This is a genomic window from Kitasatospora sp. NPDC057223 (genome assembly GCF_042669755.1).
In the GTDB taxonomy this organism is placed as follows: domain Bacteria; phylum Actinomycetota; class Actinomycetes; order Streptomycetales; family Streptomycetaceae; genus Kitasatospora.
Genome location: NZ_JBHUWW010000193.1, coordinates 1 through 11,878 on the forward strand (window position 1 = coordinate 1; position 11,878 = coordinate 11,878).

The following is an 11,878-nucleotide window of genomic DNA, read 5'->3' on the forward strand; positions in this document are numbered from 1 at the left end:
CGGGCCGGTCGCTTCTCGGTGGGGTGCGGCGGCCGCTCCGGGCCGGTGGGGCGCCGGGTTGCTCGCTGCACTGGTTTCGAACTTACGGACCTCGGCGGGAGGTAGCAAGGATTCGATGGGAAGTCGCAGGTCAGGGCTGCGTTACCGCCAGTATTCGGGCATTTCGGGCGCCGTGGTTGCTGGCTCGTACCCCCGGGCGGCCCGCCGGATGTGGCGGCGGTCACCGCCGGAGGCGGGTGAGGCCGCACACATTGTCGACCCACGGTGACCGGCCGGGAACGTCCTGCTCACCGGCCGGCCTCCGGTGGCGGCCGCCGGGATGGCCCAGGTCACATCCGGGCGGCGGAGCCCTGGCACGAGGGGATAAGGACGGTCTCGCCGCCCCCGGGATCAGGCCGGCTCGGGGTCGGCGGGGCGGTAGACCGTCAGGCCCGCCCGGGACTTGGCCAGCCGGAGATGGCCGGTGGCCGGCACGGCCTCGCCGTCCAGCGAGATCCGGTCCGCCGTGCCGAGTGAGGTCACCTCCAGGGCGGACAGCCGGGCCGCCCGGTAGACCCGGGAGCGGCCGAGGGTGCCCGACAGGAGGGCGCCGGCCAGCCGGGTGCGGGCGCAGGGGCTGCTGCCGTCCACGGTGCGGATGTCCAGCAGGCCGTCGGCGAGGCCGGCCCGCCGGGTGGGGGCGAAGCCGGGCGGGTCGTACGCGCCGTTGCCGGCGAACAGCAGCCAGAGGCGGCGCGGGACGCCGGAGATCTCCACCTCCACCGGCTCCGCCGTGGCGAGCACCCGCAGGACGGCCACGGCGAGCGCCGGCCACTTGCCGAGGCGGTCCTCCAGGGACTCGCGCAGCGTGACGAGCTCCGGGTACACCCCGAGACTGAAGGTGTTGACGAAGGCCCGCTGGCGGGTGCCGTCCGTGGCCAGGCCCAGGTCGACCGCGCAGCCGGTACCCGCCTCGACGGCCTCGGCGGTCGCGGCGAGCGAGCGGATGCCCAGGTCCACGGCGAAGTGGTTGAGCGTGCCGCCGGGGAAGACCGCGAGCGGCAGGCCGCGGCCGGCGGCGATCGTCGCGGCCAGGTTGACGGTGCCGTCGCCGCCGCAGACGCCGAGCGCGCCGCCCCGGGCCGCCGCGTCGTCGGCGGCCGTTTCGAGCAGCGCGGCCAGGTCGTCGTCGTCCGGGCCGAACAGGCGGATGTCCGCTCCGGGCAGGAGGGCGGCGAGCTCCTCGGCGGCCGGGCCCGGGCCGTCGGCGCCGTTGCCGCCGCCCGATCCCGTGTTGACGACCACGCACAGACCGGCGCCGCCGGTGAGTGCGGGGACGGCCACCCTGGCCGGTGCCGCGGGGACGGGCGCGGTGATCTTCCGGGGCCACCAGCGCAGCGTCAGTGCGGCCGCGCCGGCGCCCAGGGCCACCCCGGCCAGGACGTCCCCCGGGTAGTGGGCGCCGACGTACACGCGGGACGCCGCCACGGCGCCCGCCACCGGCGCCACGACGGCCGCCAGCAGCGGTGCCTCGATGGCCACGCCGACGGCGAAGGCCGCCGCCGAGGCGGAGTGGCCGGACGGGAAGGACGTGGTGAACGGCTGCCGCACCAGCTGACGGACCAGCGGAACCTGGTCGAGCACCGGGCGCGGACGCCGGGTCAGGTGCTTGGCCGCCACGTTGGCGAGGACGGAGGCCACCGCGAGTGACCCGGCTCCGCGCAGTGCGGCGCGCCGCCCGGACCGCCCGCCGAGGGCGGCCAGGGCGGCGGCGGTGCCCATCCAGAGCACGCCGTGATCGGCCGCTCTGCTGAGCCCGGGGAGCCAGGGATGGGCACCGGGCAGGCGGGCCTGCGCGATGCGGTCGAAGAGTGCACGGTCGATGGTGTCGATGGCTCCCATGCACCGGAGGCTATCCGACTGCCCGCCGCAGAGCGGTGACCCGGGCCCACGGGGGCCCGGGGCTTCCGGGACCGGGTCGGCTTCGGCCGGGCTACTTGAGGAAGTGCAGGCAGAGTGTGAAGCGGTCGGAGCCCTGCTCCTCGGTGTAGTAGCCGTCGGCGTCCGCGAACCGCTCGCAGGCCGTCTCGCCGTTGGTGGTGTCGGAGACCTTGCCCACGATCCGGGCGTCGGCGTCCGGGTCCGAGCAGCCGAGCACCACGACGTCCGGCGAGGTGTCCTCGACGCCCGCGGTCATCGTGTGCTTGTTGTGCACGCAGTCGCCGACGCCGGCGTACGTCGGGTCCTGCTGGACGCTGAAGACGATGGCGCCGACGGCGATCACGGGGATCAGCAGGCCGAGGATCGCCGGCCGCCGGAACAGCGGCCGGCCCGGGGCGACCGGCTGGCCGGGGGCGCCGGGCAGCGGTTCGGCGAGCTTGTTGATCTTGGCCCGCTGGGGCAGGTTGAGCAGCATGGTGGCCGGGTTGATCAGGGCGGAGGCGATGCCCCACCAGCCCTGCCAGAGGCTCTTCTCGGTCATGCTGCGGTGCGCCGCGATGCCGCAGGAGCGGCAGAACGGCCCCTCCAGCTTGAGGAACTTCATGATGACCAGGAAGCCCTGGTGGCCCCGGATGGTGGCCTGCACGGCGGGTACCGAACCGCAGAACCGGCAGAACGGGCCGGGCTGGTAGGGGCCGGTGTACGCGCCGAAGGCGGCGTCCGGTGCGGGCTCGGCGGCGGGGCCGGCGGCGGGGGCGTCGAAGGGTGCCTGGGGCGGCGGAGTGGACAAGGGTGCTTCCCCCGAGTTGCGCTGAACGGACATGGTGAGGGGCGAAACCTATCGGTGTCAGCCAGTTGTCCGAAAGTAGTTTTATGCAGCGTTCCGGATGGTCACTCAAATGTGATCGGTTCCAGCGTCGTCCGCCCCCGTAAACGGTTCGCATGACCATCACATGATCACGACAATGGCGGACATGACCGACACGACCCCGCGTCCGCCGAGCTGGCGCATCGCTCCCGCCGACGTCCGATCGGCCGACGCCGTGGCGCTGCTCCGCGACTACTTCATCGACGTCAGCGACCGCTACTACGAACTCCACGAGGGGCGGCGCTCCACCCCGGCCGAGATCGAGGAGGGCCTCGCCGCCTCACCCAGCGACGATCTCGCCGCGCCGACCGGCCTCTTCCTGATCGGCCGTCACGGCGACGAGGCCCACGCCTGCGCCGGCCTGCGGGTGCTCGACCCCCGGACGGTCGAACTGACCCGGGTGTTCGTGCGGCCCGCGCTGCGCGGTACCGGCGGCGGGGCACGGCTCATGGCGGCGGTGGACGAGGCCGCCCGCAGCCTGCGCGCCGAGCGGATCGTGCTGGACACCAGGCTCGACCTGGTCGAGGCGCGGGCGCTCTACACCCGGCACGGCTACACCGAGACCCCGGCCTACAGCGCCGGCCCGTACGCCGAGGTCTGGTACGCCCGGGAACTCGGCGCCGCGCGCACCACCGGCGCCTGAGCCGCCGGTCCGCCGCCCTTCTGCCGCCTGAGCGGCCGTCGGCCCGGCACAATGCCCGCAGGGGAACCGCCCGCGAGGAGGACTGCGTGGACAGCACCGGCACAGCCCCGGATCTGGTGGTCGTCGGCTCGGCCAACGCCGACATCGTCGTCCGGGTGGAACGGCTCCCGGAGCCGGGGGAGACCGTCCGCGGCTCCGAGGCACGGATCCACCCGGGCGGCAAGGGCGCCAACCAGGCCGCCGCGGCGGCCCGGCTCGGGGCCAGGGTCGTGCTGCTCGCCCGGGTGGGTGAGGACGCGCACGGCGCCCTGCTGCTCGGCGCGCAGCGGGCGGCCGGGGTGGACACCTCCCGGGTCCTGACCGGCGGGGCTCCCACCGGCGTCGCCCTGATCACCGTCGGTCCGGACGGCGACAACACCATCGTGGTCTCACCCGGGGCCAACGCCCGCCTCTCGGTGGCGGACGTCCGGGCCGGGGCCGCGCTGCTGGCCGCCGCGCCCGTGGTCTCGCTGCAACTGGAGATCGCGCTGGAGAGCGTGGTCGAGGTGGTCCGCACGGTCGGCGCCGCGACGCGGGTGGTGTTCAACCCGTCCCCGTTCCCCTCCCCGTTCGCGCCGCTGCCGGCCGAGCTCCTGACGGCCTGCGACCCGCTGGTGGTCAACGAGCACGAGGCCCGGCTGGTGCTCGGCGGGAGTGCGGGGGCGCGGCGGGCACCGGAGGAGAGCGCGCGGGCGCTGCTCGCGCTCGGGGCCCGCTCGGTCGTGGTCACGCTCGGCGCTCACGGTGCGGTCGTCGCCGACGCCCGGGGCAGCGCCCGGCTGGCCGCACCCCGCGTCGAGGCGGTCGACAGCACCGGCGCGGGGGACGCGTTCACCGGCGCCCTCGCCTGGCGCCTGGGCGCCGGGGACGACCTGGCCACCGCGGCCCGGTTCGCCGTCCGGGTCGGTGCGGCGACCGTCACCAGGCACGGGGCGCAGAGCTCGTACCCGACGCCGGAGGAGCTGGCGGCGCTCCGGCCGGCGGCCGACAGTGACGAGTAGTCAGCCATTCGTGTCCTGTGACCTGCCGTTCTCGCGCTCTCCGGGTGTCGGGACGGTTCGCGGGGAGGCGGCAAACCTACGCTCGGACGCGAGAAGCAACCGTCCTGGGCGGCGTCCTCCTCCAGCCGCCCTGCGAGCACGCCCAGGAGTCCCGCATGCCAGTACCGGGCCGCCGCGCCACGGGCCCCACCGAACCCGCCGCCCGGCCGAAGGGCCTGCGGGCGCTCGGTGAGTGGTGTGCGCGGCACTTCGTCGTCGTCATCGTCCTGTGGCTGGTCGGGCTCGGCGGCCTGCACGCGCTCCAGAGCACCATCGGCGGTACCTACTCCGACGACTTCACGTTGCCGGGCACCCAGTCCAACACCGGCCTGAACGTCCTGAAGGAGAACCAGCCCACGGCGGGCGGGTTCAGCTCGCCGATCGTCCTGCACGACGCCGGTGCGCCGCTGACCTCCGTCCAGCCGCAGGTCGGCCAGGCCGTCGCCGCCCTCCAGCAGCTCCCGAACGTGCTCGCGGTGACGAACCCGCTGCCTGCCACACCGCCCGCCCAGCCGCCGAACCCGTCACCGGTGTCCGCCGACGGCGCGACCGCCTACATCACGGTGCGCTTCGACCAGAGCCCCTCCTCGCTGGGGACGGAGTACCTGGACGGCGTCGACGCCGCCGTCCAGCCGCTGCGCGAGGCCGGCATCCAGGTCGAGTACGGCGGCTCGCTCGGCGAGCTGGCCCGCCCCGAGACGGCCGACTTCATCAGCGAGGCGATCGGCTTCGCGGTCGCGGTCATCGTGCTGGTGATCGGCTTCGGCAGCATCATCGCGGCCGGAATGCCGCTGGTCACGGCGCTGATCAGCGTCATCGTCGGCCTCAGCTGCCTGAGCCTGCTGGCCAAGGCGATGACCTTCGCCACCGTCTCGCCCACCCTGGCCACCATGATCGGCCTCGGCGTCGGCATCGACTACTCGCTCTTCCTGATCACCCGCCACCGGCAACGGCTGATGGACGGTGAGGACCCGGTCGCCGCGGCCGGCCGGGCGGTCTCCACCAGCGGCCGGGCCGTCCTGGTGTCCGGATGCACCGTCATCGTCGCGCTGGCCGGCCTGTACGTCTCGCGGGTCACCTTCATCGGCAACCTCGGGGTCGCCGCCGCGGTCACCGTGGTCACCGCGGTGCTGGGCGCGCTCACCCTCACACCCGCGTTCCTCGGACTGGTCGGCCGCCGCATCGACCGCTACCACCTGCGCAAGCCGATCGCCGAGACCGAGGCCGGGCCCGGCGAGACCGCCACCGGCCCGTGGCACCGCTACGCCCAGAGGGTGGAGCGCAGGCCGTGGTGGTTCCTGGCGACCGGCGTCGTGGTGATCGGCGTGCTCGCGATCCCGCTGTTCTCCATCCAGCTCGGCCACATCGGCGACGGCGCCGACCCGACCAGCTTCACCGACCGGCGCGCCTTCGACCTGATCTCGGAGGGCTTCGGGCCGGGCACCAACGGGCCGCTGACGGTGGTGATCGACCAGACCGCGGTGCCCTCGGGGGACCGCGCCGCGCTGGCCGGCAACGTGCAGAGCGCCCTGACCGGCCTGCCCGGCGCGGCCGCCGTCAGCCCGCTCCAGCCGACCACCAACGGCGAGGTGCTGATCTCCACCGTCACCCCGACCACGGCCCCGCAGGACCACGCGACCACCGAGCTGGTCAACCACCTGAAGGACACCGTCCTCCCGCAGGCCGTCGCCGGCACCGCGGCCGCCGGGTACGTCACCGGCACCACGGCGGCGCAGGTCGACTTCCTCGACATCGTCTCGGAGCGGCTGCCGCTGATCATCGCGACGGTCGTCGGACTGGCCTTCATCATCATCCTCACCGTGTTCCGGGGGCTGCTGATCGCCGTCAAGGCGGCCGTCCTCAACCTGCTCTCGATCGCGGCCTCCTACGGAGTGGTGGTCGCGGTCTTCCAGTGGGGCTGGGGCGGCCCCGCGCTCGGCGTGGCCGGCAAGGTGCCGATCGAGAGCTACGTGCCGATGATGATGTTCGCCATCGTCTTCGGCCTGAGCATGGACTACGAGGTGTTCCTGCTCGCCCGGGTGCACGAGGCCTGGCTGCGCACCCGGGACAGCAAGGGCGCCGTCGCGCACGCGCTGGAGATCACCGCGCGGGTGATCTCCTGTGCGGCCCTGATCATGGTGAGCGTCTTCGCGGCCTTCCTGCTCAGCGACAACATCGTGGTGAAGATGCTCGGCCTCGGCCTCGCCGTCAGCGTGCTGATCGACGCGACCATCGTGCGCCTACTGCTGGTGCCGGCCGTGATGACCCTGCTCGGCGCGCACGCCTGGTGGATCCCCCGCTGGCTGGACCGGATCCTGCCGCACATCGACACCGAGGGCGAGGAGGAGCCCGCCCCGGGGCCGGCCTGAGTGCCGGCCGGCCGCCGGGTACTCCGCCGCCGTGGCGTGGGGCGACCGACCCGCCCCACGTCACGGCTGTCCGGGAGGACCGGTCAGGGGTAGCTGACCAGGTTCGCCACGTTGCTCGCGGAGTTGGCGGTGCCTCCGCTGTTGTTGATCACGTGGCTGATGGTGCCGGTGCCGCCGAGGGAGACCGTCACCATGTCGTGGAACTTCACCCCGGGGGTGTTCGGGACCTCGAAGGAGTGGGCCTCGACGACCGCCGGGTTCACGTTGAAGTAGGCGTAGCTGCCCAGGCCCCAGGCCTCGTGGCTGGTCACCGTCGGGGCGACCTTGTACGCGGCCCAGCCCTGGGTGGAGCCGTTGTTCCAGGCGGCCTGGTTCGGCGGGTCGTAGGGGAGTTCGTTCTGGTAGAAGTACGTCCGGCCGCCGTTGCCGTTCCAGATGGTCTGGTACTGCTGGTAGTGCTCGACGAACAGGCCGTACATCGTGACGTCGTTGCCGTTGACGACCAGGCCGTTGGCGGCGGTGTTGGACGTCCAGCCCACTCCGCTGCCGTGGTCGGCGCGCCAGAGCCACATGTGGTCGCCGATCACGTTGTTGCTGTTCACCACGAGGCTCTGGGCGGCCTTGCCGACGCCCGCGCCGCCGATCCGGAAGAACACGTCGCTCAGGGTGGTCGGGTTGGCCGCGTGGTTCGCGGTGGAGCCGGCCGGGCCGACCTGCATCAGGACGGACGAGCTGGTGGTGCCCGCGTCGATCAGCAGTCCGGCGACCTTGACGCCGTCGACGTCGGCGACCGACACCGCCGTCACGCCGTTGTCGGGGACGAGCGTGGCCAGGCCGAGGCCCAGCACCACGGTGTCGGGGCGGGTCACCCGGATGGTGTCGGAGAGGTGGAAGACACCGGGGGTGAACAGCAGGTTCTTGCCCGCGGCCAGCGCCGCGTTGATGGTGGCCGCCGAGTCACCGGGCTTGGCGACGAAGAACTGCGCGATGGGCAGCGAGGACCCGGCGGCCGCGCCGCCGGCCCAGCTGGTGCCGGAGGTGTTCGTCCGCAGGGCGGGCACGAAGACCTGGTAGCCGCCGGCCTGGTCGACGTACAGGAACGGCTTCTCCCGGACGGCCGGGGCCTGGGCGACCGTGGTGACCGGCGGGTTGGGGAAGGTGGTGGCGGGGGCGCCGTTGACGCCGACGAAGACCATGTTCCAGTTGGAGCCGGACCAGCTGCCGAACTGGTCGCCGCGCGACAGCCACTGCTGCTGCGTGCCGGAGCGCACCTGGCCGTCGACCTTCGAGTCGGCGAGGAAGCCGCCGCTGGACCAGCCGCCGTCGTCCAGCTGGAGGTCGCCGCGGACGTGGATGCGGCGCATCGGCGCGGCCTGCGAGACCGCCCAGCGGTCGGTGCCGCCGGTGGGGTTGATCGACAGGTTCTCGGCGTCGCGCCAGAAGTTCTGGGTCGCGTTGCCCTGGAACCAGTCGGCCTCGGCGTGCACGGCGCCGTTGATGGTGACGTCGTCGGGGGAGAGGCCGAGGCCCGCCACCTGGGTGTAGAAGCCCACGTTGGCATCGACGTTGTAGCTGCCCGGCTTGAACAGCAGGGCGTACCGGGCGGATCCGAACTGGTTCGTCTCCTGCTGGGAGAAGACGGAGTTCAGGGTGCTCTGGATGCTCGCCGCCGACATCGACGGATCGAAGATCTTGACGTTGGGTCCGAAGTCCGGTGTCCCCGCCGGCGGGGCGGGCGTACCGAGCGAGAAGGACTGCGCGGCGGTGCCGTTGCAGGTGTACTGGCCCAGTTGGACGCTGTCGGCGGCCGAGGCGGCGGGCACGTCGAGGCACTTGCCGCTGTTGCGGTTGACGAAGTGGTAGTAACCGCCGGTCTCCGCCACCGGCAGCCACTGCTGGTTCGATCCGCCGCTGTAGGACCACAGTTGGACGAGTGCGCTGTCGGCGGTGGAGACGCCGGTGACGTCCCAGGCCCGGGTCGCGTCGAGCTGGCTGTTCACCCGGACGTTGCCGGAGTCGGTGGCCTGGAGCTGCCACTGCTGGGCGGTGGTGCCGTTGCAGGCGTACTGCTGGACGGCCGTGCCGTTGGCGGCGGAGGCCGCGCGGGCGTCGACGCACTTGCCGCTGGCCTTGCTGACCACCGTCGTCCAGCCGGTGGGCAGGACGTCGGCGTGTGCGCCGGTCGCGGTGCTGAGGTTGAGCCCGGCGGTGGCCAGCAGGGTGCCGGTCACGGCGACGGCCAGCGTGCGGGAGCGGCTGCGGGTGACCGGCGTCCTTGCGGACGGCGGGAGTCGGCGTGCTGTCATGAACGTCCTCCATCTCCGTCACCGTGTGGGAGCCGGCGCGGTTTTCGGGTGTCGGGGCGGTTGTCGGGTGGTGTGAACTCCGTGCCGGTGCGAAAGCCGGACGGGCGATGCGCTCGGGCCTGCCGAACCGGCCGACGGGTGGCGTCGGGCGTGCCTCGGCCGCCGGTCCGCCGATTGCTGTGTCGGCGTGAACGGGACTGGCCGGGTTCTTAGTTCGACCCTTAGTTCAAGTCGCGATCTAACTGCCCCGGCAGGAGCGCGTCAAGGCCTTCAGCGGTCCAGACCATTGAGCCGGATAAAGTTGCCGATCCGGAAAGATTGCGTAGCACGCAAGAATGGCTAGAGTGGAATACATGACCACCGACGGACCTCCGGCCGCGCAGAACCCGGCCGGGCTGCGGGAACGCAAGAAGCTCGCCACCCGCCAGGCCCTCAGCTGGGCAGCCCTGCGCCTGGCTCAGGAACGGGGGTTGGAGCACGTACGGATCGAGGACATCGCGGCGGAGGCCGGCGTCTCGCCCCGGACGTTCAACAACTACTTCGCCAACAAGTACGAGGCCATCGTCTCCCGCCACGTCGACCGGGTCCGGCAGTCCGCCGGAGCGCTGCGCGAACGACCGGCGGCCGAACCGCTCTGGGACGCCGTGCGCCACGTCGCCCTCGCGCCGTTCGCCACCGCCGACAGCAGCCCGGACCCGCAGTGGACCGCGGGCGTCCGCCTGCTGCTCGCCGAACCCGCCCTGCAGGGCGAGCTGATGAAGGCCGGCGCCGACGCCAACCGGGCCTTCGCGGCCGCCGTGGCCGAGCGCACCGGCACCGACGCCGACCGCGACGTCTACCCCAACCTGGTCGCCGCCGCCGTCCTCGCCGCCCAGCAGGTGGCGAGCGACCGGTGGCTGCACACCGAGCCCCCCGTCGCCCTGCTGCCGCTGGTCCGCGAAGCCCTGGACCTCCTGCTGGCCGGCCTGCCCGACCCCACCGGCGGCTGACCGGCCCCACCCCCCGAGGCCCCGTCCGGGCCCTCGTCGCCATGCCCTTCTTCCCCGGGAGAGAACCGATGACAACCGATGTCGTGATCGCCGGCGGCGGGCCCAACGGGCTGATGCTCGCCTGCGAACTGAGCCTGGCGGGTGTGCGGCCGGTCGTGCTGGAGGAGCGCACCGAGCGCAACCTCGAACCCAAGGCCAACGGCGTGGTCGGGCAGGTGATCCGCTTCCTCGACCACCGCGGCCTGTACGAGCGCTTCGGCGGAGCGCCCGGGATACCGCAGCCGACCCCGCACTACGTGTTCGGTGCCTTCCCGCTCGACCTGGGTGCGCTCGACGCCAACCCGCTGTTCACCCTGTTCGTGCAGCAGCGCCGGATGGAGGAGCTGCTGGAGGAGCGCGCCCGCGAACTCGGCGTGGAGATCCGCAGGGGCCACCGGCTGACCGCCCTCACCCAGGACGGCACCGGCGTGGACGTGGACGTCGAAGGCCCGGAAGGGAGTTACCGGCTGCGCACCGGCTACCTGGTGGGCTGCGACGGCGGGCGCAGCACCGTCCGCAAGCAGGCCGGAATCGCCTTCCCCGGCGTGGCCGGCGGCGGGGTGATCTCCCGGACGGGGCACATCGCGCTGCCCGAACGCCTGGTGGACCCGGCCACCGGCGCGCTCGACGTCCCGGGCTTCGGCAAGGTCCCGCTCTTCGTCCACACCCGGACCGAGCACGGCGTCTTCGTCTTCGCCTCCCCCGAGCCGGGCAAGCCCCTGGTGAGCACGCTGGAATGGGGCCCGCCGCCCGAGGGCGACGACGCCGAGGGGCCGCTGACGATCGCCGAACTCCGCGCCAGCGTCGGGCGCGTGCTGGGCGCCGACCTGCCGGTCAGCGAGCCCACCTCGCCCGGCCCGCACATGTTCCGGCGCATCGTCGGCGGCCACACCCGCCTTGCCGAGCGGTACCGCAGCGGGCGGGTGCTGCTGGTCGGCGACTCGGCGCACGTCCACTCGGCGGTCGGCGGCCCGGGGCTCAACCTCGGCCTCCAGGACGCCGCCAACCTGGGCTGGAAACTGGCCGCAGAAGTCCAGGGCTGGGCCCCCGCAGGCCTGTTGGACAGCTACCACGCCGAGCGGCACCCGGTCGGCGAGCGGGTGTTCATGCACTCCCAGGCGCAGACCGCCCTGATGGCGCCCGGCGCGGGCGTCTCGGCGCTGCGCGAGCTGTTCGGCGAGTTCCTCCAGCGACGTGAGAACGTCGAGCACATCGCGCGGACGCTGGCCGGCAGTGATGTCCGCTACCCGATGGCCTCCGGTCATCCGCTGGTGGGGCGGTTCGCCCCGGAGCTGTCGCTGAGCACCGACGCCGGACCGGCCCGGCTGGCCGAACTCGTCCGCAATGCGCGGCCGTTGCTGCTGGACCTGGCCGGCAGCCAGGTGCCGGCCGACACGGCGGCGCCGTGGAGCAGCAGGGTGGACGTCCGCTCCGCCCGGTGCGCCGAGCCACCGGCCGCGGCGCTGCTGGTGCGCCCCGACGGGTACGTGGCCTGGGCGGCGGCCGAGGGCGAGCCGGTCGGGCCGGGCCTGCGGGATGCGCTGGCCACCTGGTTCGGCGCACCGCAGTAGCCGGGCCGACGGGTCACGGGCAGGCGGGAGCCGCCCCCGGTGGTTCTGGAGCACCACCGGGGACGGCTTCCGTGGCGGGTCGCGCCGCCGGCCC

At 73.3% G+C, this 11,878-nt stretch carries 8 protein-coding genes; 5 read left to right on the forward strand and 3 right to left on the reverse strand.

Translation table 11 applies throughout. From position 1 onward, the window contains the following. Positions 1–390: 390 nt before the first annotated feature. Positions 391–1,881, reverse strand: a complete 1,491-nt coding sequence (locus tag ACFUK0_RS37335; RefSeq protein WP_380257990.1) for a bifunctional phosphatase PAP2/diacylglycerol kinase family protein — start codon at positions 1,879–1,881, stop codon at positions 391–393. Between the two features lie 91 nt (positions 1,882–1,972). Next, positions 1,973–2,710, reverse strand: a complete 738-nt coding sequence (locus ACFUK0_RS37340) for a hypothetical protein (protein WP_380257992.1) — start codon at positions 2,708–2,710, stop codon at positions 1,973–1,975. Positions 2,711–2,894: 184 nt separating this feature from the next. On the opposite strand from ACFUK0_RS37340, the gene ACFUK0_RS37345 reads away from it, so the two are divergent. The 3 genes from ACFUK0_RS37345 to ACFUK0_RS37355 all read left to right on the forward strand — a co-directional run bounded on the left by ACFUK0_RS37345 (position 2,895) and on the right by ACFUK0_RS37355 (position 6,879). After that, the gene (locus ACFUK0_RS37345; RefSeq protein ID WP_380257994.1) at positions 2,895–3,431 is read left to right on the forward strand and encodes a GNAT family N-acetyltransferase; all 537 of its coding nucleotides are present in this window, start codon (positions 2,895–2,897) and stop codon (positions 3,429–3,431) included. 86 nt (positions 3,432–3,517) lie between these two features. Continuing rightward, entirely contained in the window at positions 3,518–4,471 is a 954-nt protein-coding gene (locus ACFUK0_RS37350; RefSeq protein WP_380257996.1) for a ribokinase, read from the forward strand. Positions 4,472–4,626: 155 nt separating this feature from the next. Further along, a complete protein-coding gene (locus ACFUK0_RS37355) occupies positions 4,627–6,879 on the forward strand; it encodes an MMPL family transporter (RefSeq protein WP_380257998.1) in 2,253 nt (750 codons plus the stop codon). An 83-nt stretch (positions 6,880–6,962) separates the two neighbouring features. On the opposite strand, the gene ACFUK0_RS37360 is transcribed toward ACFUK0_RS37355, so the two are convergent. Then, the gene (locus ACFUK0_RS37360) at positions 6,963–9,185 is read right to left on the reverse strand and encodes an RICIN domain-containing protein (protein WP_380258000.1); all 2,223 of its coding nucleotides are present in this window, start codon (positions 9,183–9,185) and stop codon (positions 6,963–6,965) included. Between the two features lie 353 nt (positions 9,186–9,538). Between ACFUK0_RS37360 and ACFUK0_RS37365 the strand changes: the two genes are divergently transcribed. Beyond that, positions 9,539–10,174 (forward strand): TetR/AcrR family transcriptional regulator, encoded by a 636-nt coding sequence (locus tag ACFUK0_RS37365; RefSeq protein ID WP_380258002.1) that lies wholly within the window; start codon positions 9,539–9,541, stop codon positions 10,172–10,174. A 68-nt stretch (positions 10,175–10,242) separates the two neighbouring features. Continuing rightward, complete coding sequence (locus tag ACFUK0_RS37370; protein WP_380258004.1) at positions 10,243–11,784, forward strand: FAD-dependent monooxygenase; 1,542 nt, start codon at positions 10,243–10,245, stop codon at positions 11,782–11,784. The last annotated feature ends 94 nt before the right edge of the window (positions 11,785–11,878 follow it).